This is a genomic window from Sorangium sp. So ce281, from assembly GCF_051527395.1.
Lineage (GTDB): Bacteria > Myxococcota_A > Polyangia > Polyangiales > Polyangiaceae > Sorangium > Sorangium cellulosum_B.
The window spans coordinates 10,611,461-10,637,437 of sequence record NZ_CP150322.1 but is presented as its reverse complement, the minus strand read 5'-3'; the positions used below and the strand labels follow the sequence as shown (position 1 = coordinate 10,637,437).

General features: G+C 71.6%; 16 protein-coding genes. 10 read left to right on the top strand and 6 right to left on the bottom strand.

Going from position 1 to position 25,977, the window contains the following annotated elements; genetic code table 11:
• The first annotated feature begins 64 nt into the window (after positions 1-64).
• The 4 genes from WMF27_RS40665 to WMF27_RS40650 all read left to right on the top strand — a co-directional run bounded on the left by WMF27_RS40665 (position 65) and on the right by WMF27_RS40650 (position 3,659).
• Entirely contained in the window at positions 65-211 is a 147-nt protein-coding gene (locus tag WMF27_RS40665; protein WP_437943474.1) for a hypothetical protein, read from the top strand.
• A 29-nt stretch (positions 212-240) separates the two neighbouring features.
• The gene (locus WMF27_RS40660) at positions 241-1,506 is read left to right on the top strand and encodes a cellulase family glycosylhydrolase (RefSeq protein ID WP_437763523.1); all 1,266 of its coding nucleotides are present in this window, start codon (positions 241-243) and stop codon (positions 1,504-1,506) included.
• 899 nt (positions 1,507-2,405) lie between these two features.
• On the top strand, positions 2,406-2,876 hold the full coding sequence (locus tag WMF27_RS40655) for a hypothetical protein (RefSeq protein ID WP_437763524.1): 471 nt from the start codon (positions 2,406-2,408) through the stop codon (positions 2,874-2,876).
• 174 nt (positions 2,877-3,050) lie between these two features.
• Positions 3,051-3,659, top strand: a complete 609-nt coding sequence (locus WMF27_RS40650) for a hypothetical protein (RefSeq protein WP_437763525.1) — start codon at positions 3,051-3,053, stop codon at positions 3,657-3,659.
• A gap of 69 nt (positions 3,660-3,728) precedes the next feature.
• Here WMF27_RS40650 and WMF27_RS40645 read toward each other — a convergent pair whose 3' ends face one another.
• Positions 3,729-5,651, bottom strand: a complete 1,923-nt coding sequence (locus WMF27_RS40645; protein ID WP_437763526.1) for a methionine--tRNA ligase — start codon at positions 5,649-5,651, stop codon at positions 3,729-3,731.
• A 446-nt stretch (positions 5,652-6,097) separates the two neighbouring features.
• Between WMF27_RS40645 and WMF27_RS40640 the strand changes: the two genes are divergently transcribed.
• Both WMF27_RS40640 and WMF27_RS40635 read left to right on the top strand, forming a co-directional pair.
• Entirely contained in the window at positions 6,098-7,612 is a 1,515-nt protein-coding gene (locus tag WMF27_RS40640) for a serine/threonine-protein kinase (RefSeq protein ID WP_437763527.1), read from the top strand.
• A 137-nt stretch (positions 7,613-7,749) separates the two neighbouring features.
• The gene (locus WMF27_RS40635; protein ID WP_437763528.1) at positions 7,750-9,039 is read left to right on the top strand and encodes an Hsp70 family protein; all 1,290 of its coding nucleotides are present in this window, start codon (positions 7,750-7,752) and stop codon (positions 9,037-9,039) included.
• A gap of 1,249 nt (positions 9,040-10,288) precedes the next feature.
• Here the strand turns inward: WMF27_RS40635 and WMF27_RS40630 are convergent.
• Entirely contained in the window at positions 10,289-11,584 is a 1,296-nt protein-coding gene (locus WMF27_RS40630) for a metallophosphoesterase (protein WP_437763529.1), read from the bottom strand.
• A gap of 741 nt (positions 11,585-12,325) precedes the next feature.
• Between WMF27_RS40630 and WMF27_RS40625 the strand changes: the two genes are divergently transcribed.
• Both WMF27_RS40625 and WMF27_RS40620 read left to right on the top strand, forming a co-directional pair.
• The gene (locus tag WMF27_RS40625) at positions 12,326-13,729 is read left to right on the top strand and encodes a glycoside hydrolase family 6 protein (protein ID WP_437763530.1); all 1,404 of its coding nucleotides are present in this window, start codon (positions 12,326-12,328) and stop codon (positions 13,727-13,729) included.
• A 303-nt stretch (positions 13,730-14,032) separates the two neighbouring features.
• A complete protein-coding gene (locus WMF27_RS40620; protein ID WP_437763531.1) occupies positions 14,033-14,962 on the top strand; it encodes a LysR family transcriptional regulator in 930 nt (309 codons plus the stop codon).
• A gap of 100 nt (positions 14,963-15,062) precedes the next feature.
• Here WMF27_RS40620 and WMF27_RS40615 read toward each other — a convergent pair whose 3' ends face one another.
• Positions 15,063-16,142 (bottom strand): hypothetical protein, encoded by a 1,080-nt coding sequence (locus WMF27_RS40615; protein ID WP_437763532.1) that lies wholly within the window; start codon positions 16,140-16,142, stop codon positions 15,063-15,065.
• A 125-nt stretch (positions 16,143-16,267) separates the two neighbouring features.
• Positions 16,268-16,951: a DsbA family protein gene (locus WMF27_RS40610; RefSeq protein ID WP_437943473.1), complete on the bottom strand. Its 684-nt coding sequence runs from the start codon at positions 16,949-16,951 to the stop codon at positions 16,268-16,270.
• 376 nt (positions 16,952-17,327) lie between these two features.
• On the opposite strand from WMF27_RS40610, the gene WMF27_RS40605 reads away from it, so the two are divergent.
• Positions 17,328-20,219 (top strand): Eco57I restriction-modification methylase domain-containing protein, encoded by a 2,892-nt coding sequence (locus WMF27_RS40605; protein WP_437943472.1) that lies wholly within the window; start codon positions 17,328-17,330, stop codon positions 20,217-20,219.
• 95 nt (positions 20,220-20,314) lie between these two features.
• On the opposite strand, the gene WMF27_RS40600 is transcribed toward WMF27_RS40605, so the two are convergent.
• Together WMF27_RS40600 and WMF27_RS40595 are read right to left on the bottom strand one after the other, a co-directional pair.
• Positions 20,315-20,785 (bottom strand): response regulator, encoded by a 471-nt coding sequence (locus tag WMF27_RS40600; RefSeq protein WP_437295895.1) that lies wholly within the window; start codon positions 20,783-20,785, stop codon positions 20,315-20,317.
• Positions 20,786-21,222: 437 nt separating this feature from the next.
• Positions 21,223-23,544: an SdrD B-like domain-containing protein gene (locus WMF27_RS40595; RefSeq protein WP_437943471.1), complete on the bottom strand. Its 2,322-nt coding sequence runs from the start codon at positions 23,542-23,544 to the stop codon at positions 21,223-21,225.
• Between the two features lie 931 nt (positions 23,545-24,475).
• Between WMF27_RS40595 and WMF27_RS40590 the strand changes: the two genes are divergently transcribed.
• The gene (locus WMF27_RS40590; RefSeq protein ID WP_437763537.1) at positions 24,476-25,903 is read left to right on the top strand and encodes a hypothetical protein; all 1,428 of its coding nucleotides are present in this window, start codon (positions 24,476-24,478) and stop codon (positions 25,901-25,903) included.
• Positions 25,904-25,977: the final 74 nt, after the last annotated feature.

Sequence of the window (25,977 nt, the reverse complement as noted above, 5' to 3'; positions counted from 1 at the left end):
GTCCGCGGTTTCTTGGTTTCTTCATTCTCGTGGGCCCGCGGACGGAATAGGTCCTCTCCTCGCCGTGGGTTCCTCCCAGGCCTTGGCCATGCAGGGCGTCCTTGGCGCGCTGCCCGCGCCGCTGCGCGGCGTCCAGGACCTGCTCGACCTGCAGAACGAGAAGGATTCACCGTGCGGTCACGCAGGGTCGAAGCCGGACGTCGCCAGGTGAAATCAGGGGAGAGGCAGAAGGAGATCACGATGCGCGTTCTTCACGGGTCGGTGGCTGGTTGGACCGGAGCAGCCCTCATGGCGCTGGGCCTCTCCGCGGGATGCGGAGACGACCCGGGCGACCAGCAGGGCGCGGGGCAGGAGACGACCGGAGCGGGCGGCGGCTCATCGGGCGCGGGCGGGGGGGCCACCGGAGCCACGTCCGGCGCCGATGGCACCACGTCCGGCGCAGGCGGCGCCACGTCCGGCGCGGGCGGCGCCACCTCGGGCAGCGGCGCCACGTCCGGCGCCGGCGGCGCCAGCTCGAGCAGCGGCGCCACGTCCGGCGCCGGCGGCGCCGCCTCGGGCGCGGGCGCCGGCGGGGGGGACCAGGAGTCGACGGGGTTCTCGGTGCGCGGCCGCTTCCTTTACGACCGCTGCGGAGAGAAGGTGCTGCTCCGGGGCATCAACGAGATGGTCGTGTGGCTGTCGTCGGGGCCCGACGGCCTGCCGGAGTTCGCGGAGATCGCGAAGACGGGCGCCAACGCGGTGCGGATCGTCTGGCTCGCCACGGAGTCCGCGGCGGGCCTCGAACAGGCCATCACGAACGCGCTCGCGCAGAAGCTCATTCCGATCGTCGAGCTCCACGACGCCACGGGGAAATGGGATCTCCTGCCGAGCCTCGTCGACTACTGGACGAGAGCGGATGTCGTCGCCGTGATCAAGAAGCACGAGCAGAATTTGCTCGTCAACATCGGCAACGAGGTCGGGGACCAGGTGGACAACGCGGCGTGGGAGGCGGGCTACAAGCAGGCCATCACCCGGATGCGCGGCGCCGGCATCACGGTCCCGCTCGTGATCGACGCCTCCAAGTGGGGGCAGAACATCGACCAGCTGCAGGCCGTCGGCCCCGCGCTCGTCAAGCACGACCCGAACATCCTGCTCAGCGTCCACATGTGGTGGACGGACGGCAGCGCGGCCACGATCACGAGAGAGCTGCAGGAGTCCGTGGCGCTGAACCTGCCTTTGATGGTCGGCGAGTTCGCGCAGCACGCCGTGTACGAGTGCGGCAAGCATCCGTTCGATTACAAGGCGCTCCTGGCCAGGAGCGTCGAGCTCGAGGTGGGGTGGCTCGCCTGGTCGTGGGGCGCCGTCAAGAACAGCGACTGTCAGAGCGACGGGCCGTTCGACATGACGACCAACGGGACCTTCGCGGGGCTCACCGGCTGGGGTCGCGAGGTCGCGGTGACCGACCCGAACAGCATCCAGAACACCTCGGTGCGCCCGCGCTCGATCGAGACCGGATCGTGCCGGTAGCGGCGTGACGACGCCCCCTGACCCCGCGAGCCCTGGTTCCTAGCACTACTGCGGACGTCGCCCCGGATCGGCAGAAAAACCGCGATGGCGCCAGGGTCGCCAAGGGAGAAGAAGAAGTGCCGCCCCGGCATTTCCCCCTCCCATTTCACTGGTTTCTTGGCGCCCTTGGCGTCATGGCGGTTCGCTCCCCCCCTCCGACTTCCCGCAGTAGTGCCCGACTCAGCCGCACCGATCCACATGCTCTTGGAGCGCGCGTCCCCGCTCCGCGCATGGTAGTGCTGTCATTTGAACATGAAGGCGGTAAGGCGGGAAGAAAATCTCAATGATCTTCCCGCCTTACCGCCTTCATGTGAACCCTCTCTGGGCAAATGACAGCACCACCCCGCGCATGCCCTGAGAGAGGAGTCCAAAACTGATTTTATTAGTTTTATGGTGTTATTCAAAAATGCTGCTGCGTCCACCTCCATTCCAAATCTAGGTGATCGGGCGAAATAAATCGCAAGGAGAACGTTCTTGACGTTTCGATGCTTTGCGTAGAATCTCCGTGTGTGCTCTTACGCAGGAGGAAGGGCAGGGGGAGTGTTCTTGCGCGGCGTGGAATGATCGCGCCGTTGCAGTAAAATCGAACGCTCCCCACAGATGGTGGGTTTCTGAGATCGTGCGCCTGCGCGAGCGGTGATCCTCGCAGCGCGCCCCTGTTCGGGGGGCGAGCGCGTCCTCTCCGCAGGCACCCGAGGAGGCGACGGTTCAGAGCCTTTCTGAGCGGGAGCCTCATGGGTCGCGGCGTCGATCTGCGACGTGACATCGAGAGAGGAGGCCGGACCCGAACGAGGGTCCTGTCAGGGTCGCCGTGTGTCCGAGTAACTGTTCTGCCAACTGGGGACGCATAAGGAGGATTTATGAAGAAATGGACCATGAGTCTGCTGGGAACGGCTGCGTTTGCTCTCCTGACCACCGGAGCCGCGATCGGCTATTCTGATACGCTGCCAGCGATGGCGGGCCATGCCTGGTCGGCCGCCGATGCCGGTTGTTTTTCCTCGTCCTGGTCCGCGGTGAGCAATACGTGCGGCAGCACCAAGAAGCTCCTCGTCCCGGTTCAGTCGCGAGCGAACGGCTCCGTCAATTTCAGGGCGACCCCCACCACCAGCAGCGGGGGTCCGCTCTGCATCGCCACGCCGACATGCCGGGCCGTGGTGACCTCTCTGAGCAACGGCTTTGTTGCTCAGAGCGGCGCCACCCTCATCTGCTCTTCTGCGAGCCCTCCGGCGACCGTCTCCCTCGGGACCCTCACGGTGTCCAGCACATCGGTCGCGCACTACGACTGCGACTTTCCGGCCGCCTCGACGGCGATCGGCTCCTTCACGTTCTGAAGGGGGCGAGGCGGGACGCGGCCACAAAGAAACGATAGGCGCGACGCGCTGCATGTGAGCGCGCTTCATGCGCCAACGCGTGCTCGGGAGGGGTCCGCGCACCTCGCGTGTGGATCCCTCGCGGGCGCGAAGCTCGTGAGCCATGCATGCAGATCATCAGTCGACGGTGAGAAAATGAACCAGACCCTCAAGCTCGGGATCTCCGTGATAGCCATCGCCGTTGCGGTCGTCGGCGTCGTCCAATTTCTCGTGGACCGCTCACCGAAGCGCCGAGAGCGCGAGTACCGCGTCACGGTTGCCGAGCCGACCAGCGGCGCCAGGGCTCCGGCGCGCCACGCGGCTCCGGCGCGGCCGCCGCACCGAGAGCTCGCACCGGAGCCGACCGCTGAGCCAGAATCGCCTGCCGCCGAGAGAGCAGCGGACGTCGAGCCCGCCGCTCCGGAGCCCGAGGACCAGGTGGCGCACGTCGATGCGCTGTATAGCGGCGAGCCTGTCGATCGCACCTGGGCTGCCTCGGCCGAGCAACGGCTGGACGAAGGGCTGCGGCGCTACTTCGGGGAGGGGTCGCGCATGCTGTCCGTCGATTGCCGGACGTCCCTGTGCAAGGTCAATGTATCTCATCAGGGCCTGTCGGAGCAGGTCGCCTTCGTCGAGCAGGCGTTTCGCGCGAACGACTACTGGCCGGGCGCGAGGATGGCCTGGAGGCAGCAGAACCCCGATGGGAGTGTCACGAGCGAGCTGTACTTCGTGAAGGACGGCGAGCCCCTGCCCCAGCTCAACTAGGCGCGGCAAGGCCCGCTCGCTTGACCGTGTATCCCCTCTGACCAACATGCTGCGTCGTGTGAGGAGGAGCTACTCCTCCGGTACCGGCGGGAAGTAGACCTGCTTGGGACCGATGGCGTGCCCGGCGGGGATGGGGGTGCCGAGCTCGTCGAGGCGGAAGACCTCCGGTGGGAGCCGGAGCGACTCCCGCAGCCGATCCATCGTGGTCGGGACGAACGGGTAGAGCATGATCATCAGGGTCTTGAGCACGTAGAACGAGGAGAAGAGGGCGTCTCGCCGGCCCTCCTCCGGGCGCCGATCGTCGTGGGGCTTGAACTGCGCGAAGAGGCTGTTGATGACGCGCGCGTAGTTCTCGATCTCGAAGAGCAGCGTCGGGTAGTCGGCGCGATCCATCGCGCGCACGTAGCGCTGGACGATGCGCAGGGTGTCCGAGGCGACCTTGTCGAGCAGCGCGCCGTGGGGCACGCGCCCGTCGAATTTCGAGTGCGCCGCGGAGATCGGCCGCTCGAACGCCGCGTTGAGCGGCCCGGCGAGGAACCGGTTGCGCTCGTCGAGCTTGGCGAGATCGAAGTTCGACGGCTTCTCCGCGAGGCCGAGCAGCGCCAGGTAATAACGGATCTGGTCCGCCGAATGCCCCTTCTCGTCGAGGAGCTGATCGGCGGTGAAGAAGTTTCCGCGCGACTTGCTCATCTTGTCGCCCCCGACGAGCAGGTGGAAGCACCCGAGGACGTCGGTGAGCTGCAGCTCGCCGGCCGCCGGCAGCCGGCGCGGATCGGGCTGCGTACCGAGCCACATCGCGCCCTGCATGAGCACGTAGAAGAAGACGTTGTCCTGGCCGAGGAACTGGTAGATCCTGGCCTCCGGATCGCACCAGAAGTCCACGTACCGCGCCGAATCGACGCCCCGCCGGGCGAGCGCGACCTGCGAGAAGGCGATGGGCGCGATCAGCGAGTCGGGCCAGACATAGAGCGTCTTGCCGCAGAGCTCCGGATCGAGATCCACCGGCAAGGAGAGCCCCCAGGCGACGTCGCGGGTGATGGCGCGGTGAGCCCAGTCCTCGACGGGCTCGCTGGGGACGCCATGGCGCGAAAGGGCGGCGCGCGCCTCCTCCATCTCCGGCTTGCTGCCGAGCTGCAGCAGGACCTTGCGATCCTGCGTGAACTTCGCCTTGTGCTTCGGCAGCGACGCCTTGATCTCCTTGTACGTCGCGGCGAGGTCGGCCTCGAAGCGGAGCGAAGGCATCACGGTGTTCAGCACGTCCGCGAGCACCGCCGGGCGCCACGCGCCCTGCTTGCCCTGGATCCAGCCCCGGAGCGTCTCGGACACGGCCCACATGTCGAGCCACCAGTGCGCGGTGTCGCGCATCACCGGCGTGGCGTCGCTGAGCGCGCTGCGCGGACCGCCGAGCTGCGAGGGCGAGTGCTGGTGACCGCAGCGATCGCACTCGTCGCTGTACGCGTCTCCGTTGTCGCACTTCGGGTTGGGGCAGCGCCCGCGCACGAAGCGGTCGGGGAGGAAGCACTGGAGCTCCGGATCGAACCACTGGCTGCTCGTGCGCTTCTCCAGCAGGCCGTTCCCGTGCAGGCGCCGGAGGAAGCGGTGCGCGAGCTCCTGCTGGATCGGGAGGCACTCCGGCCGCGAGGTCCCCGAGTAGACGTCGAGATCGATGTCATACCGCCGGAGGCTCGCGTGCTGCTTCTCGTGGATGCCGTCGATGAACTCGCGTATCGGCACTCCGGCCTGCCGCGCCGCGATCTGGCTGGCGGAGCCGTGATCATCGGTGCCGCAGACGAAGAGGACGTTCTCGCGGCCGATCAAAAGGCCCAGCCACCGCGCGTGGATGTCCGCAGGGACGTGCGCCCCCGCGAGGTGCCCGAGGTGCAACATCCCGTTGGCGTAGGGCATGCCTGCGGTGACGACCGCCCGCCTGGGCCTGCGAACCTGGCGAAGGACCGAGGCGACGTCGGTCGGGGCGCCGTGAGGAGATGCCATCGAAGCTCGCTATACCGCAGCGGGCCCATCAGCACAACGCGCGCCTCAAGCCTCGTCGCGTCCGTCCTCCTCGATACCCATCCTTCGTGTCGCGATTCCCCTCCTTGCCGGCTCGAACGGACGTCGTGAGGTTGCGTGTCCACCGGTGTCCGCGATCCAGGATGCCCCGGAGGACAGAAGGGAGGTTATTGAAGACTTCCGCTCTCACGGCGACCCGCGTAACACCGGGGTGCGCCGCGGACGCCGCCGGGCCGCCGCGCGGCAGCCGGCGGGCCTCTCCGGCGTCGCCCTGCTTCGGCCCCGGCGGGGCCGATCCGTCGCGCTCGGAACCCGCTTCTCGATTAGACTCGCGGCCGATGGCCGACCTAGCCAGGCAAGCCGCCCCGGACCAGGCACGGCAGCAAGTACCCCCGGAGAGGCCCACCCGACGCTGTCCCGTGTGCGGCGTGCGGTACCCGCTCGACTTCCTCGTCTGCCCCATCGACGCGACGGCCCTGGAGCTCCAGGGCGTGACCGCGACCGACCCGATGGTCGGCGAGCTGCTCGCGGGGAGCTTCTGCATCACCGGCGTGATCGGCGCGGGCGGCATGGGCCGCGTCTACGTCGCCGAGCACATCCGCCTGCCGAAGCGCTTCGCCGTCAAGGTGCCGCACGAGCACTTCGCCAGCCACAGGGAGGCGATGGCGCGCTTCGAGCGCGAGGCGCAGACGATCGCGCGCGTCGGCAACGAGCACGTGATCGACGTCGTCGATGTCGTCCGCCTCAAGGACGGGCGCCCGTGCATGGTGACCGAGCTGCTCAAGGGCGAGGACCTCGGCGGCCTCCTCGACCAGGTCGGCAAGCTGCCGCTCCCCACCGCCATCACGATCTCGCGCCAGGTCTGCCGCGGCCTGGCCGCGGCCCACGCGACCGGCGTCGTCCACCGCGACCTCAAGCCGTCGAACCTGTTCCTCGTCCGGCGCGAAGGGGGCAGCGTCCACGTGAAGATCCTCGATTTCGGGGTCGCCAAGGTGCTCGACGGCGCCGACCTCACGCGCACCGGCTCGGTGGTCGGCACGCCCCAGTACATGGCGCCGGAGCAGGCGCGCGGCTCGGCCGACGTCGACTCGCGCGCGGACATCTACGCGGTCGGCGCCGTGCTGTACCGCATGCTGACCGGCGAGCGGCCCTTCCCCGAGGAGGAGCCGACGCGGACCATGCTCCGCCTGCTCACCGAGGATCCCCGGCGCCCGCGCGACATCGACAAGACCATCCCCGAGGGGCTCGAGGCGCTGATCCAGCGCGCCATGGCCCGGGCGCGCGAGGACCGGCCGCCGTCCGCCCAGGAGCTCGATCGCCTGCTCGCGGACTTCGATCTGCAGGATCCGCTCGCGCCTTCCCGCGCGCTCGGCGCGGGCGTCGCGGTGACCGAGGGCGCCCCGAACGACGAGCGGGCCACGGTCGTCATCCCGAACGCCCAGGGCCAGAGCGCGGACGACGTGACGCGCAGGGCGCGGCGCGCTCGCCCCGTCGCGTCGCTGCTGTCCATCGCCGTGAGCCTCGCCGCGGGCGCGGCCGTCTTCACCAGCGCCGCGATGGTCCTCCGCAGGGTCTACGGCATCACCGAGCGGCGGGCGCTCAGCCAGAGCGAGGTCCTCCTCGCCGCGGGCGCCGCGGGAGCGCTGGCCTTCATCGCCTTCGTCGCCACCGTCCGGGTCCTCGTCGGCCGCTGGCGGAGCGCGCCGGCCATGGAGCGCCTCGGCAACGGCCTCCTGGGCGCGCTCGTGTGGCTGTTCGTCTCGTGCGGCGTCCTCGCGCTCGGCGCCGCCGCCTACAACGCGCTCGCGCTGCCGATCCCCGCCCTGGGCCTCGATCCGGCCGACTGGCTCGGCTGGGTCGACGTCGGCGTGATCGCCGTGCCGGCCCTGATCGCGCTCGTCGCGCTCACCGTGGCGCTGCGGCGCGTGACCCGCGTGTCGTAGCGGCGCGGGCGGGCCAGCAAATTCTGCTCATCCCGAGAGCCAGCCACCATTTTCGCATGCATTCGATAGCTTGTAAATAGGTGGCTACGTCGGCGAGATCCGCGTGCCCGCGAAGCACCCCACGAGGAGGCGAGATCATGTCCGCACGATTCAGGCCCGAGGTGTATGCCGTCGATTTCGGTACCTCCAACTCGCTGCTCTCGGCGGCCAGCGCGGAGGCGACCTGCCCGCCCATCCCGCTCGACGCCGCGGCGGCCGATCCGACCGTCCTCCGGAGCCTCCTGTTCTTCGGGCAGGAGCGGTTCTCCTGCGGCGCGGCGGCGATCAGCGACTTCGTCGCGAACGGCATGCAGGGCCGCTTCATCCGCTCGATCAAGAAATACCTCCCCGATCGCAGCTTCTCCGGCACGCAGATCGGGCACCGGGTCGTGACCATCGAGGACCTGATCGGCCGCTTCCTCCGGGAGATGCGCGAGCAGGCGAACCGCCACTTCGACGCCGACGTCGCGCGGGTCGTGCTGGGCAGGCCGGCGAAGTTCTCGGCCGAGCCGGCCGACGATCGCCTCGCCGAGGAGCGCCTCGAGCGGGCGGCGCGCATCGCGGGCTTCCGCGAGGTCTCGTTCTGCCCCGAGCCGGTCGCCGCCGCGCACGACTTCCACCTGGAGCTCGACCGCGGGGCCGTCGTCCTCGTCGCCGATTTCGGCGGCGGGACGTCCGATTACACGATCGTCCGGATGCGGCCGGAGGGGTTCTCGCCGTCCGACGTGCTGTCGCTCGGCGGCGTCTCGGTCGCGGGGGACGCGCTCGACGGCAGCCTCATGCGCCACAAGGTCGCCCGCCACTTCGGCGCGGAGGTCACCTACCGCGTCCCGTTCGGCTCGAACCAGCTGACGATGCCGCGATCCATCGCCGAGAAGCTCTGCTCACCGGCCGACATGACGGTGCTCCAGCACCGCGATGTCCTCGCCTTCCTCCGCGACGTGAAGGCGTGGTCCCTCGGGCCGGAGGATCGGCAGCGCATGGACCACCTGCTCTGCCTCGTGGAGGACTCGCTGGCCTTCCGGCTCTTCGAGGAGATCGAGCGCAGCAAGTGCGCGCTGTCCGGCGAGGCGGCGGCGGAGTTCCGCTTCGATTACCCGTCGATGCACATCCGCGAGCGCATCACCCGGGAGGAGTTCGAGGCCGGGAGCGAGCGGCAGATCGACGCCGTCCTCGGCGCGCTCGACCGGACGGTGGCGGACGCGGGCCTGTCGTTCGACGGCGTCGACGTCGTGTGCTGCACGGGCGGGACCGCCAGGGTGCCGGCGCTCCGGCGCGGCATCGAGCGGCGCTTCGGTGAGGGCAAGGTGAGGCAGCTGCGGAGCTTCCACTCCGTCGTCCAGGGGCTGGCCGAGCGCGCGCGCAGCATCGCCGCCGCGTCCTGCTGAGCGGGCGCCGGCCCCGCCGCTCGGCGCGGCAGCGCCCGCGGGCGGCGCGGCAGCGCCCGCGGGCGGCGCGGCAGCGCCCGCGGGCGGCGGGGCCTCGCCGCCCGCGGACGCTGCCGCGCCGTCGAGCCAGCGGGGATCGCCCTCGACGACCCACGGATACGCCTCGTGGAGCGCGCGTTCCATCAGGCCGCCGTAGCTGTGGCCGGCGCCCACGGCGTGGACGACGCGCGTTGTGACGCCGCCGCGCTCGAGCACCTCCCGCGTCCTGCGCGCCTGCGCCGCGCAGTCGGCCCGCCCGCACGCGAGGAGCACCCGCGCCCCGCCGCCGCCGCGAAAGCGCCGGGCGGCGCCGGGCGTCCACTCGTCGAAGCTGCCGTACCCACCCTCGATCAGCGCCGCCCGCGCGAAGCGGGCGGGATGCCCGGGCAGGAGCAGCGCGCCCATGATCGCCCCCTGCGAGTACCCCGCATAGATCGGGTCGCGGAGATCCACCCGGTCCCCGAAGCGCGCCGACAGCGCCGAGACCGCCGCGGCGACCTCGCGGCTCAGCGCGTGATGGTCCGGGTAGTAGAAGATCCGCCCGGCGTCCGGCGCCCGGACGTCGATCGGCTTGCCGCGCGGGCAGAGCACGAAGCCGGCCCCCCTCACGATCCCGCGCCAGATGTCGCAGTGCCATTCGGGCCGATCGCCCGCGCCGTGCGCGACGACGAGCAGGGGCCGCGGCCCCTTGCCTCGCGGCGTCACGACCACCGCGGGGCCGAAGTCCGGGACCTCGAGCGCGATGAGCTCGGGCTCGTCGGCGGGCGGCGAAGGCTCCGGCGCAGGCGGAGGCGCGCTCTCCGGCCAGCGCCCGCGCCCCTGCTCCTGCCGGGCGGCGGGCGGATCGCTGTGGCCGACACGGCCGAGAGGCGCGGCGAGCGGCGCGCGCGCGCACCCCTCGGCGCCGATCGCAAGCGCGATCCCGAGGAGGAGCGCCCGCCGGGGGCCCGGGGCGGTCAGCGCGTGTCGACGTGCCGCACGCATCGCGCGTGCCTCACGGTTCGCGCGTGTCGTACGGGCCGCACGTGTTGCGCTCATCGCACAACGGAGGGTGAACACCCTCAGCACGGGAATCAAGAACCGGAGGACACGCCACTTCCGGAGACCCACGAGCGCCCGGGAGATCGCGGCGGCTCTCCGCGGATCGACGCCGGGCTCGGCCGCTCGCCAGCGCCACGCGAGCTCGACGGGGACGGCGTCGGGCGTGACGTCAGGCGGCGACGAGGACGATGCGGCTCACCTCGGGCGGCGCTCCGACGCGGGCGGGCGGCCCGGCGGTGCCGAAGCCGCGGTTGATGTAGAGATGCGAACCGCCACGCTGGTAGAGCCCGGCGACGTAGCCGTGGGGGAGCATCAGATCGGCGGGCCGCACGAGGAGGTTGATCTGGCCTCCATGGGTGTGGCCGCTGAGCTGCAGGGCCACCTCTCCGGCCGCGTCCGGGAAGAACACGGGGTTGTGGCAGAGCAGCACGCGCGGCAGATCGCGGGGCACGTCCGCGAGCGCCCGGCCGAGGTCCGGACCGCCGCCGGGGACCCGCCCTCGCGCCCACACATCGTCGACGCCGAGCAGCGCGAAGGCGCCGCCGGGCCCGCCCACGACGCACCCGCGGTTGCTCAGCACCCGGGCGCCGCCGCGCTCCAGCGCGCCCAGCGCCGCGTCGATGCCGGCGAAGTGGTCGTGGTTGCCCGGGATCGCCGCGACGCCATGCCGGGCGAGCGGGCCGAGCCTCCGCGTGAGGCGCCCGAGGTGCTCGGCGTACCTCGGATCGAAATCGACGAGATCACCCGTCATCACGACGAGATCGCCGCGGGCCTTGCGCACGAGATCCTCGGCGGCGCGCATCTCCGGCTCGCCGACGAACAGCCCGAGGTGGATGTCGGACAGCTGCACGATGGCGAACCCGTCCAGGCTCCGCGGCAGGCCCGGTATCGGGATGGCGACCTCTTCGAGGGTGTAGTCGTGCCGCCCGAGCAGCGCGCCATACACCGCGCTGCCGCCGCCGATGAGGAAAGCGGAGCCAGCGGCCCCGGTCGCGAGGAAGTCGCGGCGGGCGAGCGTCGGCCGCTCGACCGGCGGCGGGGGCGGCAGGGCCGCGGGGCCGCCGTCCTCCTGCGCCCCTCGCTCCGTGGGGCGGGGCGCCGCGTCGGCAGGGCGGCTGGTCCGGCCTTCCGCGCGTGCGGCCGCCGTCGCGCGCCGGAGCGCGGCGCGCCCGAGCCGCGCGATCAGCCGGCCGAGGTCCACGACGGCGAGCAGGACCGCGGAGAGCAAGACGCCCAGCGAGAGCGTGCTGCCGGCGAGCCCCATCCCGCGGAGCACCCCGTCGGGCAGCGCGCCGCGCCCGAGCCGCGCGGCCGTCATGCCGACAATCCCGGCGGCCAGCACGCACGCGAGCGCGCGCCGGCCGCGCACTCCCAGGCCGAGCAGCCTGGAGGCGCGCCGGTGCACGTACAGGCCCTGGACGCTGAGGACGAGGACGATGATCAGCCAGAACACGACGAAACGCATGGGAAGCTCTGCGCGAAAGGGAGGACGGAAGCCTAACCGATCGGCGGCGGTCGGCCAGAAAGCGCCCTCCGTGACGGCCCGATGACGGCAGCGCGCCGCGACACGCGGACGTCGCGTGCGATCTCCCTCGCTGTCACGTCGTGAGCGCCTGGCCGGGAAGAAGGTCCACACGCAGCCCGCAGGCGAGCGGCGCACTCGGCCCCTCGACCTCCGACGCTCCATGGCGCCGCGCGTCGCCTCTTCGCGTGACGCCAGGCGCAGCGCTCCGAGCAGCCCTGGTGTGTGGTATCGCCCGGAGAATCGGAGTTTGTCGCCGCTGACAACCTTGGAAATAGAACTGAAACCCTTCTATCCGTCTGCCGTGTCACATCCGGGCCCAGCCGCGCTCGCAACTGCGGAGTCGTGGTGGTTGCGCGTTGCGTTGAGCGGAGCGCGCGCGCCCCCCCGCCGGTGCGTTCTCCCCTCGAAGAACCGCCGCAGCCGCGTCCTGCCCGCGCGCGGGCAGGACGCGGGCAGGACGCGCGTCGAGAGGTGTCGATCGTTGTAGCGTCCATGGAAAAATACCTACATGGCGTACTACGACGTAGCCGCGCTGGCGCGGGAGAGCCGTCGTTTGTCCTTGCCCGAGAGAGGCCATTGGTCTAAATTCGGCCCGCTATTTGACGCGTTGAATTGGCCTGGTTTCTTCATTGAAGTACTGAGAGGCTTAATATGCTGAGAAGGAATGCGCATCGGCTGGGGTTGGCAACGTCGGTTGCGGTCATCCTCGCGCTCACGGCGTGCGGGGACGGCGGGGGCGGTGACACCAGCGGGACGGGCGGGGGCAGCAGCGGCGTGGGCGCGGGCACCCCGACGAGCAGCGGCGTGGGCGCGGGCACCCCGACGAGCAGCGGCAACGTCGACCCGACGACGACGAGCAGCGGCAACGTCGACCCGACGACGACGAGCAGCGGCAACGTCGACCCGACGACGACGACGAGCAGCGGCAACGTCGACCCGACGACCAGCGCGGCTTCGGGCGGCGGCAACTGCTCCCCTGCGGTCGACATCACGGCGCCGAGCGGCAACCCGTTCGCGGGCGGGCACCTGTTCGTGGACCCCGGTTACGTCAAGAAGGTCGACTCGTCGATCGCGCAGGTGACCGATACGGCCCTGAAGGCGAAGATGGAGAAGGTCAAGCAGATCCAGACCGCGTTCTGGCTCGACAGGATCGAGGCGATCAAGGAGCTCCCGGGCTACCTCGACGCGGCGCTCAAGCTCCAGAACGAGCTCTGCGAGCCGGTCACTGCGCTCATCGTCATCTACGACCTTCCGAACCGCGATTGCTTCGCCGAGGCGTCGAACGGCGAGCTCCACCTCGATCAAAACGGCACCCAGCGGTACCGGGAAGAGTACATCGCTCCGATCAAGCAGATCCTCGCCGCTCACTCGGGTCAGCGCATCGCCGCGGTCATCGAGCCCGACTCGCTCCCCAACATCGCGACGAACCTCGGCGGGAAGCGATGCGACGAGACGACGGCGCAGTCCTACCGGGACAACGTCGCGCACACGCTCAAGGAGCTCAACATGCCGCACGTGTACCAGTACATCGACGCGGCGCACTCGGGCTGGCTCGGCTGGCCTGACAACCAGAAGAAGGGCGCCCAGATCTTCGCCGAGGTCATCAAGGCCGCCGGCAGCCCGGCCAACGTCCGTGGCTTCGCGACCAACGTCGCGAACTACACGCAGCTCAGCTACAGCGCGGAGAGCTACGATCAGCAGGACAATCCCTGCTTCGGCGAGTTCGACTACGTCGATGCCATGGCCTCGGCGCTCTCGGCCGAGGGCCTCAGCGACAAGCACTTCATCATCGACACGAGCCGCAACGGCGTCGGCAACATCCGGGCGGACTGGGGCTACTGGTGCAACAACAAGGGCGCGGGCATGGGCGAACGGCCCAAGGCCAACCCGGGCGGCGCGACCAACCTCGACGCCTTCGTGTGGGTCAAGCCGCCGGGTGACTCCGACGGTGTGGGCCAGGAGGGTCAGCCGCGCTACGACCTGTTCTGCGGCAAGGAGGACGCGGACACGCGCGCGCCGCAGGCGGGGCAGTGGTTCCACGAGTACTTCGTGGAGTGCGTGAAGAACGCCAAGCCGGCGCTTTGACGGGCGGGTCGACCTGCTTCAAGCTGTGACGAGCGCGCTCGGCTGAGCGCGCGGCCGGCGGCCGGGGCAGGCGAGGAGCGTGAGAAAAAGGGGTCTACCTTCCCGCGGACGACGCGGGCCCGCTGGAGGGTAGACCCCTTGGGAAAACGCTCCTCGCCTGCCCCGGCCGCCGCGCCGCTTTCAGGGACATCACCAGAGCAAGGGCCCGCAGCTTCTGGCGGGCGCACGCACGCACGCACCCACCCACCCACGCTGCGACCGCACCGCACCGGACCGCGGTGGGCCGTGGCATGGTGATGCGCGGTGCACGACTCCATCACGCTCGAACAGCTGCGAACGTTCATCGCGGTCGCCGACGAGGGCAGCTTCTCGGCCGCGGCCAGGAAGCTCCGGCGTGTCCAGTCGGCCGTGAGCCACGCGATGGCCAACCTGGAGAGCCAGCTCGGGGTCGCCCTCTGGGATCGGTCGACGAGGATCCCGGCGCTGACGGAGCAGGGCCGCGTCCTGCTCGCTGCCGCGCGGCGGGTGTGCGCCGACGCGGACGCGCTCAGCAGCACGGCGCAGCGGCTCGCCGGCGGCCTCGACCCGCTCGTCTCGCTGTGCGTCGATGCCGTCTTTCCGCTGTCCGCGCTCGTCGATCTCTGCGTCGAGTTCGCGCGCGCCTACCCCACCGTGGAGCTCGTCGTCCACACCGAGACCATGGCCGCCGTCGCCGATCGCGTCCTCGACGGCACATGCCAGCTCGGGGTCGTGGGGCCGGCGGCGACGGCCCAGGGGCTCGAGCGCCAGCACCTCACCTCGGTGCGCATGGTCGCCGTCGTCGGCGAGACACACCCGCTCGCCGCCGCAGGGCCGCGCGGCGCGCGCGTCGCGACCGAGCAGCTGCGCGAGCACGTGCAGATCGTGCTGAGCGAGCGCGGCGGAGCGCGCTCGCCGGAGCAGGCCGTCCTGTCCCCGCGCACCTGGCGCGTCGTGGATCTCCAGACCAAGCGAGAGCTCCTGTGCGCGGGGCTCGGCTGGGGGAACCTGCCAGAGCACATGATCCGCGACGACCTCAACGCAGGGCGCCTGGTCCGGATCTGGCCGGCGGCGTGGGGGGACGACGAGCACGTCCTGCCGCTCGCCGTGGTCCACAGGCCGGGCCTCGTGCAGGGGCCCGCGGGGCAGTGGGTGCTGAAGCGCCTCGTCGAGCTCTGCCGCCAGCACGTGGGGGGCCCGGGAGCGCCGCGGTGACCTGACGTCGGGCGGGGTCGCGCAGGGAAGCGCGGCGAGCGCGCGCCCCGCGCCCCTCCACGCTCGCGCTCGCACCGGGCTCCCGGAGCCGGCGCGGGCCTCAGAGCGAGAGCCGCGACAGCAGATCGTTCACGCGGAGCGCGGCCGCGACGCTCCCGGCGTCGTGCGCGTAGTCCATGGCCGCGAACAGGTGGGTCTGCTCGAGGTCGAGCCGCTCCGGAGAGCGCTCGAGGAGCGCCATGTAGTGCTCGAAGAAGCGGCGCTGATCCATCTGCGTGCGCTTCAGCACGGCGTGGCGCACCGTCGCGTGCAGCGCGAAGCGTCCAGCGAACGGCTCCTGCACCAGCCGGAAGCGGCGCAGCGAGGCCAGCGCGTCGCCGGCGCGCCGCCCGGCCCGCGCGAGCTCGGCGAGGGAGCCCTCGTCGATGTGGTCGCCGTTCGAGTGCGCCAGCGCAGCGAGCATCCGCCGCGCCGGCGGCGAGAGCCCGCGGAAAGCCCACGCGACGAGCAGGCCGACCTCGGGGAGGTCGTCCTCGTGATCGAGGACCCGCACCCGGTCGACGCCGCCCGCCACGAGCCACCGGTGGAGCTCGGCGACGTCGGCCGCGCCGCTGCCGACGATCGCGTCGGCGAGCTCCAGGGAGACCGGGTTCCAGCGGAGCAGGCGGGTCAGCGAGGCGACCGCAGGGAAGGGGCTCCGCCCCGAGGTCACGAGCGGCGCGATGACCGGAAAGATGGAGACGCCGGCGACGAGGCAGCGCCGCGCCGTGATGACCCAGGTCACCGCCTCGTCGCGGAGGTCGTCGAGCAGCTCGGCGACGGCGCGGTCGTGCTCGTGGTTGTCGAGCACGATCAGCATCTCCCCGAGCGCCCGTAGGCGGCTCCGCAGCGCAGGCAGCGACGGCGACGGCCCTGCCCCGAAGCGGAGCGACAGCATGCCGCGCAGCGTGCGCGCGTCCCAGGCGCCGACCCGGAACCAGTGGATCCCGCCGGGGAGCTCGCGCGCGAGCTTGTGCCCGAGCGCGCACGCGAGCGTCGACTTGCCGCTGCCGCCGGTGCCGACGAGCGCGACGCGGGTCGGGCGCGCGGCGCGAACCGTCGCCAGGAGCGTCGCGAGCTCGCGGCGACGGCCGCGCAGCGAGGGGGGGCGGGGAGGGAACACGAGCGGCGATGCGGTCATCCCCGCGCGAGCGTACCAAAAAGCGCGCGAGGCGCCGGCGCCCGTCGCGGCGGTCGCGGCGGTTCACCTGCCGCATCGCGGCGGTCGCGGCGGTTCACCTGCCGCATCGCGGCGGTCGCGGCGGTTCACCCGGGCGGTCGCGGCTCGAGCATGAACTGCTCTATCGCGCGGGAGATCGGCTCCGGCGACATCGAGGTGAGGCGGAGCCGGCGGGGCTCCTGCCCCTCCCGGATCAGGAACAGCGCCGGCACGCCCCGGACCTGGAGAGCCGCCGCCTCGGCCCGCGCGGCCTCGAGCTGCTGCACGACCTCCGGGCTGTCGCGCTGCGCCATCGCCTGCGCTGCGTCCACGCCCGGCACCTCGGAGGCGACGCGCAACAGGAGCTCGTCCGTGATCACCGGGCGCTCGCGCGCCTGGAGCCGGAAGAAGCGGTCGACGAAATCAAAGAGCCGATCCTGCATCCCGACCGCGGCGGCCATGCGCGCGGCCTGCACGGAGCTCGAACCGAGGAACGCGAGATTCCGGAATACGAGCTTCACCTGCTTCGTCCTCACATGCCGTTCGAGGATCACCGGCAAGATCTCGAGCCCGTAATCCCGGCAATGCGAGCAACGCAGATCGGAGAACTCGACGAGCGTGATCGGCGCGCTCGGCTCCCCGAGGACGATGCCGTCCTGGGGAATGCCGGAATAGAGGTCAATCCCACCGGTGAGCGCGCCGGTGGGCTCCTGCACCGTCGCCTCGCCGGGGTCGTGGCACGCCGAGATCCCGAGCAGGAGCGCGGCGAGCAGGGCGCCGCGCCGCGCCACGGAGCCAGCGCGCGAGTTGCGTGAATGAGCGAGTGCGTAGCGTTCGAACAGCTCAGGATTCATTCTCGAGCGTGCGGCACGAACCGTACCCCGATGGGCCGCGTGTGAGAGATGCTTTCACGAGGATCTCGGTAAACCGTGCTGGGTGAGGACCTCCAGGCGAGGAAGGACTCCTCTCCAGGGCGCCGCGCGGCGCGAGGAGCGACACCGGCAAGCGCCGGGACCGCCGGAAGGGGTTCAGGACATGGAGGTCCTCTCTCGGCGTTCCTCCCGGCGCGGCGTCGCGCGGCGGCGCGCCGGGCGCGGGCCGGCGCGACGCCGCGCCGGGGCGCTTGCCTGCACCCGGTCCCATCCGCAATGCTGTTGCGGAACCTTCGTGTCCTCGGAATGCCTTCAGCTCAGCGCCGCCCTCCTGGGCCGCGACCGTGAACGGGGCGGCGCCTTCGCCCCGCGCGGCGCCGCGAAGCGAGCGGGCGCGCCCCTCGATGGATCCGCGCCGTCCGCCGACGGCGTGGCGCGGCAGCTCCGCGATCAGGCGCAGGGCGCGCTCGGCGAGGTCCTCCGCGGCTTTCAGGCGGCGGATCCGCAGGGCGGCGGCGTCGCGTGCGCCGGCTCCGCCGAGGGGCGGCGGCGCCTCCGCGCCGGCCTCGTGTCCGCGTTGATGCGGCTCATCTTCCTCCTCTACGCCGAGGCGCGCGGCCTGCTCGCCGGCGTGGAAGGCGGCGGCGCGCCGCTCGCCCGGCTCTTCGAGGAGCTCGAGGAAGAACGGCGACGGCGGGGAGACGACCTCGAGCGCCGCCACGGCGCGTGGGCGAGGATCGCGGCGCTCTTCCGCGCGCTCCGCGATCGCGGCCCCGGGGGCGCGCGCGGCGGCCTCTGCGATCCGGACGCCCATCCCTTCCTGGAGGGGAGACCGTGGCTCAGCGACGGGGCGCTCCACCGGGTGCTCTCGGCGCTCCTCGTGCACGACGGCGCGCCGTTGCGCTACGGCGAGCTCGAGGTCGAGCACCTCGGCACGCTTTACGAGGGCCTCCTCGCGCTCGACCTCGAGATCGCCGAGGGCGAGTCGATGGCGCTCTTGCCGTCGCACGTCGTCGTGGATCTGGAGGCGCTCCTCGTCCTCCCCGGCCGTGACCGGCTCGCGCGGCTCGAGGAGGTGGCGGACCTGAAGCTCGGCGCGCGGCTGGCCGCGCGCGTCGCCGCGGCCGGCAGCGTGGCCGAGCTGTCGCAGGCGCTCGCGCGCCGCGCGTCCCCGCGGCAGCCGGACCGGCTCGCGCGGGGCGCGCTCTATCTCCAGCCGGGGCAGCTCCGGCGGCGCGCGGGCTCGTACTACACGCCGCGGGAGATCACGTCGCATGTCGTCGAGCGCACGCTGTCGCCGCTGCTCGACAGGGACGGCCGGCCGGCGGCGCCCGCGGAGGTCCTCGCGCTCGCCGTGTGTGATCCCGCGATGGGGTCGGGCGCGTTCCTGGTGGAGGCATGCCGCCAGCTCGCCGCGCGCCTCGTCGACGCATGGCAGCGCGCCGGCGCGGCGCCGCCCCTCGCCCCCGGCGAGCCGCCGCTCCCTCGCGCCATGGCGCTCGTGGCGGAGCGCTGTCTGCACGGCGTCGACCTCGACCCGCTCGCGGTCGACCTCGCCAGGCTATCGCTGTGGCTCGTCGTGCAGGACGCGCGCCTCCCGCTGAGCTTCCTCGACGGCAAGCTCCGCTGCGGCGATAGCCTCATCGGCGCCGAGCGCGCGGAGGTCGGCGGCTTCCCGTCCGCCGCGAGGCTGCCCCGCGGCCCCGGGGAGCGGCAGACGCGGCGGGCCCTGCAGCGGCAGGCTCCTGCGCCCCCGCGGCCCGAGGGCGCGCCGCCGGAGGGCGCGCCGCTGGAGCGCGCGCCGCCGGAGCGCGCACCGCCGGGGGGCGCCGAAGGAGCGCCCCGCGACGGACCCGGGGGCGCCGAGGGAGCGGATCAGGCGGCGCTCGACGCCTGGATGGCCCTGTGGTTCTGGCCGCCGGCGGGCGAGCTCGCGGCCCTGGCGCCGGCGCCGGCCACGTTCGCGCGCTACATGGCCGCCGCGCGCGAGCCGGCCGATCCGCGGGCGGCGCTGGCGCGGCGTATCGCCGAGGAGCGCCGGTTCCTGCACTGGGAGCTCGCGTTCCCCGGCGTCTTCGATCGCCCCGAGCCGGGCTTCGACGCTGTGATCGGCAATCCGCCCTGGGTCGCGTACGTCGGCCGCGCGGCGCAGCCGATCGCGCCCGAGGTCTTCCACCTCCACCTCCGGAGGAGCCCGGCGTTCCACGGCTACCGCTCGCTGCACGGCCTGTTCGTGCACCGGGCCGCGGCGCTGCTGCGGCCGGGCGGGCGGCTCGGCCTCGTCATCCCGACGTCGGTGTCGGATCTCGATGGATACGGCCCGACGCGGCGCGCGCACGACGCGCTCTGCGCCGTGGACTCGGATCTTCCGAGCTTCGGCAGCGACGCCTTCGACGGCGTGTTCCAGCCGTGCATGGGCCTCCTCTCGACCCGCCTCGCCCCCGCCGCCCCGCGGGCGGCGGGGGCCGCCTCGTGGCCGCTCGCGCGTTCGGATCTCGACGTCGTGTCCCGCCGGCTCCTCGAGCGGCTCGGCGCGCTGCCCCCGCTGCCGGCGGCCCTGTTCGGCGAGCGCGGGTTTCAGACGACGGCCGAGGACGCCGAGCGCATCCGGCGCGCGGACGCCCCGGAGCCGCCGTACACCTGCCCCATCCGGGAGGGCGCCGACGTGGGCGAGCTGATCGCGCGCGCGCCGCGCCACCACGTCGATCGCGCCGGCGTGAAGGGCCGCTTCCGGAAGGACGAGGACTGGAAGGCGGTGCGGCTGCTCATCCGCCAGACCGCCCGCTATCCGATCGCGGCGCTGAGCGACGGCCTCCCGTTCCGCAACTCGATCCTGGCCGGCTTCTCCGACGCCACCTGGAGCGAGTTCGCGCTGCTCTGTTACCTCAACTCCTCTCCCGTCCGCTGGTGGCATTACACGCGTCACCGGGACGCGCGCGAGGGCATGCCGCAGGTGAAGATTGCCCACCTGCGTGCGATCCCTGCGCCCCTGCCGGCGGGAGCCGCCCTGATCGCGGCGCTCGACGCGCTCGGACGGGAGCTCGGCCCGGCGAACGCGGGCCTGCCGGCCGACGCCCGGCGCCGCCTGGACGGGATGGTGGCGGACATGCTGGAGATGACCGAGGAGGAGCGGGGCTGTGTCGCGCGCTGGGCGGCGGCGACCCCCCTCCCGCGGCCGGACGGCTGAGCGGCGGCCGAGGCGCGCGGAGGAGCGCTCCCTCGTCGGTCCTCGCCGGTCCTCGCCGGTCCTCGCCGGTCCTCGTCGGTCCTCGTCGGTCCTCGTCAGTAACCGCCGTCGAAGCCGGGCGCGTCCTTCAGGTTGAACAGCACGCTGCGGAGATCGTCCAGATCGAACGGCTTCTCGAAGACGGCCGAGGCGCCCAGGCTGCGCGCGGTCGCGTGGAGGTGCGGGTGGCCGAACGCCGTGATCAGGATGACCGGCGGCCGCCGCCTCACCTCGGCGAGGCCCTCCAGGATCTCCATCCCTGAGAAGCAGGGCATCTGGATATCGCTGACGATCGCGTCGATCGGCTTCGGGGGCTCGTTCCCACCGAGGCAGGGCGCCACCTTGTCGAGCAGCTCGAGGCCGTTTCGCGCCTCGGACACCTCGAACCCGTCGCTGCGGAGCGCCATGGCGATCGTGGACCGGAAATCCTCGTCGTCTTCAGCCAGGACGATATGCTGACCTTTGCCGAACAAACCGCAAGGCGGGACCAAGGGCTTATCGCCAATCCAGCTTTCCGTCAGGTTCATGGCAACTTCTCCTTTTCTGGCCCGCCAAACGCTGCGTCATTGGACCGTTTACCGCGGTCCTCGGAGCTCAGCCCCGCAGGATTTGCAGCGCCCGTGCCATGCTGTCCTGTCTTGCGGTGGAGCGGCCTCGACGGGCTCGACCCCGCTCCTTGGCGGGGCGCTGTTCGAGGCGTAGGCGGCGCCGGCAGGGGCTCCCTCCGGGGTGGCAGGGGCAATTTGCCGCGACAGGGGCAGAACACGCCCATGCAGGGGTGTGGGGATGTCCACGGGCGTCGAGGGACGTCCCGTCCTGAGTACGAGGCGGTCCCGCTGCCAGGGGTGAGGAGAGCGACGGCGGAGGGGAGGGGGGAGGCGAGGAGGGGTTGGGCCAGCGTCGGCGGCTCTCCAGGCTGGTCGCTTGGAGCGGGCGCTGGCCCGGGGGCGCTCGCGCCTACGTCTCAGCGGCCGCAGCCGCGGTGATGGTCGCGATCGTTGCGGTTGTCCTCGCAGTCGAGGTCGTCGCGGTGGGGGGCGCAGAGATAGCCGTTGTTGTACTTGTCGAGCATCTCGGACAGCGGCTTGCCGGTCACCCACGGCGCGTTCCTGCTGCAATTGTCCTTCACGTTGCTGCCGAGCTTGTACTTCTTGAGCCAGGCGTCGGCCGCGGCGATGGTGTCCTCGATGCAGCTCGACCGGTTGCCGATACCGACGTTGAGCTTGGCGACGATGAGGTGCTTCGCGATGATGTACGTGACGTCGCCTCGCGTCGGACGGCTGATGATGTCGAGGAGCTGGGACTTCGTATACGTCTTGCCGCCGATGGTCAGCTTCGTGATCTTCCAGGCGCTCGGGTGGTTCTTCCAGTAGCCGGGGGAGCCGGTGCCGGGGGACGAACACTTGCAGACGCCGCAGTCGGCCGCGCAGCTCGAGCAGTTCTCGACGCCCGCCTTGCAGACTCCATCGCCGCAGACGGGCGGGCAGGCGCCGCAGTCGACCGCGCAGCTCGAGCAGGTCTCACCGGCCTCGCAGACGCCGCTGCCGCAGACCGGCGGGCAGACGCCGACGTCGCTCGGGCACTCGAGGCAGTTCTCGCCGGGCTCGATGACGCCGTTGCCGCAGACCGCGGGGCAAGCGCCGCAGTCGCCGGTGCAGTTCGAGCAGTCCTCGCCGTTCTCGCAGACGTTGTTGCCGCAGACCGCGGGGCAGGCGCCGCAGTCGTCCGAGCAGGTGCCGCAGTCCTCGCCGGCCTCGCAGGTGCCGTTGCCGCAGACCGGCGGGCAGGCGCCGCAGTCGTCCGAGCAGGTGCCGCAGCTCTCGCTGGCGTCGCAGGTGCCGTCGCCGCAGACGGGCGCGCAGACGTCGCAGTCGGCGCTGCAGCTCCCGCAGTCCTCGCCGATCTCGCAGGTGCCGTTGCCGCAGACCGGCGGGCAGGTGCCGCAGTCGACAGCGCAGCTGGAACAGCTCTCGTCGCCGCCGCAGACGCCGTTGCCGCAGGAGAGCTGGTAGCCGAAGTCCGCGTCGAGCAGGTCCTGGGCCCAGCCGAGCGACACCACGCCCACGTTGTCGAGCCCGCCGTCGGGGTCGGCCGTCTGCTCCTGTCCGGCGAGCGGACCGCTCGCCATGAAGTTGTCGGGCGTGATGACCACCGAGTAGGTGCCCGCCGGGAGCGTGTCGAAGAGGTAGAAGCCGGGCTGGCCGGTGTAGGGGCTCGTGCCGGTGACGGTGAAGTCGACCAGCTGGGCCCCCTGGAACAGCTCGACACGGACGCCGTTGACGCCGAGCTCGCCGGTCTCCGGCTCGTAGAGCCCGTCGGCGTCGCTGTCGAGCCACACGGTGTCGCCGATCGACGAGTACGTCACGTAGCCGAAGTCGGCGTTGGCCACGTTCTCACCCGCATCGAGGGACACGCCGAGCGGCTCGTCGTCGCTGGTCAGGATATGGCCGAGCGGGAGCGTCGCGTCGTCGACGTCGACGACGTAACAGCCCGCCTCGAGCTCGGTGAAGCGGTAGACGCCGTTCGCGCCGGTCACGGCCGTCTGGAGCAGGGCGCCGTCGGCGACGCCATCGCAGTTCGCGTCGCCGAAGAGGTCGACGACGACGCCGGAGATGCCGAGCTCGGAGGCGTCCTCGATGCCGTCCGCGTTCGCGTCGAACCACACCTTGTCGCCGATCGAGCCCTTCGGCGCCGTGTAACAGACCTCGAGGAGAGGCCGGTAAGACTCATCGGTGTGGGCGCTGCCCTTGTACGACGTCTTCCCGCTGGCGCCCTCCTCGAGGAGGATCCCGTGGCTCGGCGCCGTCCCGTTCACCCAGTCCTGCACGATCCCGGTGAGATCGACCGAGCTCCACCCGGTGACGTTGGGCACGAACGAGGTGAACGCGGCGGGGTCCATGCCGCCGAAGTTGTTCCACGTGACGAGCTCCTCGCTCCAGGGGGCGAGCACCTGGTGGACGTACACGGTCTGCGCGGTGCTCGTGTACGTCAGGGCGTAGAACGTGGCCGACGTGACGAGAGAGCCGGCGGGGATGGGGCTGAGATCGAAGCGGAACAGGGCGCGCTTCTCTCCGACCGAGCTGGAGTACCCGGTGTTGACCTCGAACGGGGACGGGACGTGGTAGCTCGGGGCGAGGCTCCAGATCTCGGCGTTGTAGACGTCGCCCAGGACACCCCGCTTGATCACGGTGCACGTGGGAGACGGAGCGGTCGTGTTGGCGAGGCTGGTGGCGGCGATGAACAGCGTGGCGAGCGCGGCAGAAGATGCGATTACGAACTGCTTCATTGGTAGCTCCTCGAGGTCCTCACGGGTGAACCATTGCTGGAGCGTCATCCGGACAGCAGGCACCATGACACACGGGTCAGGCGAGGTCGGTTTCGCGGGCTCCGGTCGGAATGAGCCCCCGCGGGCTGATCAGGATCGGATCAAGTACGCGGGTGCTTGTGCTTCGATCGGAGAGCGGATGCGCAAGGTAACAGGGTGTAAGTTAGCAACTCAGAGGTCGAGATGTCCAGATCTTTTTGGCGGCAGGTGCGAGAAAAGTATCGAGTTGCACGGTGACAATTTTGGGTCGCGCGGTGACGCTTTTGGGCTGCTTACGGTTCACGGAGACGAGCGCAGTTTGGCGCATCGAGCTCGATGGCCAGATTGCTCGCCAGCTCGACGGTCGGTGCGCAGCTCGCGGTTCGCTGGGGGCGCGCTGGGCGTTCGGCGGCGTGAGGCGATGCCTGGCACGACCGCGGGAAGTTGCCCCGGAGCGGCAGAAAACCGCCAAGCCGCCAAGGACGCCAAGGGGAGAGGGGAAGGGCGCCGTCCGGGCATCCCGCATCCCCCCCCGATTCCCCGGTTTTCCTGGCGCCCTTGGCGGCTTGGCGGTTCCCTTCCCCGGCCGACCTCCCGCAGTGGGGTTAGCAGCCCTCTCCGACCCTCCGCAGGGGTCGAGGGACGAACAGGATCGGATCAGGTACGCGGGAGTTCCTGACGAGATTTGATGCAGAATGCGCACGGGACCATTTTTCAAGATAACGAGTCTTCGCTTCGCCTGTCTAGATCCTTTTTCGAGGGTGTGAGCTTTTTTGTGTGGCTCTGGGTCCTCGCGTGCGGGCGCCTCGGGTGCGGGTCGGCCCGGGCGTTGCGTGTCGGGCCGCACGGCGCCGCGGGCGGCGCTTCGAGCCTGCGGCTGACGCCCGCGCGCGGGCGCTGCTACGGTTCGCCTGTGCGACGCCCGCTGCTCGCCTCGTCGGCCCTGCTCCACGCGCCTCGCCTTGCGTCGCTCGCGTCGCTTGCGTCGCTTGCGTTCATTTTCCTCGCCGTCGCCATCCCCCGCGCGGGCGCCGCGCAGGACCTGCCGACGCTGAGCGGGGCCTGGACCGCGAGCGCCCTCGCTGAACAGTGGTCGGTCTCCGCCTGGGGGCAGGCGTGCGGGCCCAGGCCTCGCCCGCAGGGCGCCCCGGGTGGCGCCGTGCAGATCCAGCAGCACGGCTCGGAGCTCTCGATCTCGGGCGCCGGACGGTCGTGGAGCACCGCCGAGTGCTGGGAGCAGATGCCCGGGCTCGCGCGGAGCAAGCACTCGGCGTCCGGCAACGCGCGCTCCTGGCAGACCCGCTGCACGACGCCGGCCAGCGATCCCCGCCGCGCCGTGGTCACCACCACGACCCAGGCGACCGACGCCAGCATCAACATGGTGGAGACAGGGCAGTACCAGTTCATCATCCAGGACACGACCTGCAGCGCGTCCGTCACGAGGACGCGGACCTACACGCTCGTCCGGCGCGAGGGCGAAGCGCCCCCCGCGGCGAGCACCCCGCCGCCGGCGGCGAGCGCTCCGCCGCCGGTCGTGAGCGCTCCGCCCGCGGCGCCCGCCGCAGCCGAGAAGAAGCCCGCGGCCTCGCGCTCCTGCGACGCCCCCGGCGAGCCGGCGCGCCTCGAGGTCACGCCGTCGCGCAAGCTCATGCGGCCGGGCGAGCGCTTCCAGTTCCGCGCGCTGGTCATGGATGCGGCGGGGTGCGCGCTCCCGACGAGGCCCACGTGGTCGATCGCGCCGGGGCCGCTCGCGTCCGCCGCGACGGTCGACGCGACAGGCGCCCTCTCGCTCGGCGCCGGCGCGGGCGAGGGGGCGCTCGGCCTCGTCGCGTCCGTCGCCGGTAAGGGGGTGACCGTCGCGATCGAGGTGACGAGCCCGGATCGTTACGACGCGCTCCTCGCGGCGAGCGGGCTCAACGAGGCCGGCGAGAGCGAGCAGGCCGCCGTCGTCGTGATCGCGGCCGGCACCATCGGCGGGCGCACGACCTCGGGCGAGGACCTGGGACGACAGCGCAAGAACCTGTTCGTGGCCATCGTGGGCGGGGTCGCGGCCTGCCTCGGATTTGCCGGGTTGATCCTGCTCCGCCGAGGCCGCCGGCGGACAGGCGAAGTGGAAGGCCCGGCCTCCACCGCCGGCGCCGGCGAGCGCGACAGCGCAGGCGCCGAGGGCGCGCCGGCGCCCTCGGGGGCCTCGCCCGCGGGCGCCGCAGGGTCAGCCGCGGCGCCGGTCCGGCCGGCGCCGCGGGTTCGTGGAAAGATCTGCCCAACCTGCGGCGACCGCTATCCGAGCGAGGCGATGTTCTGCGGGAAAGACGGCACGCAGCTGCTGCTGCTCAATTGATCGCGCCACACTGCGCGCGCCGCGCTCGGACGTGGGCGCGCGCTGCGTCATCGCGCGGCGCTGCGCCGGCGGCG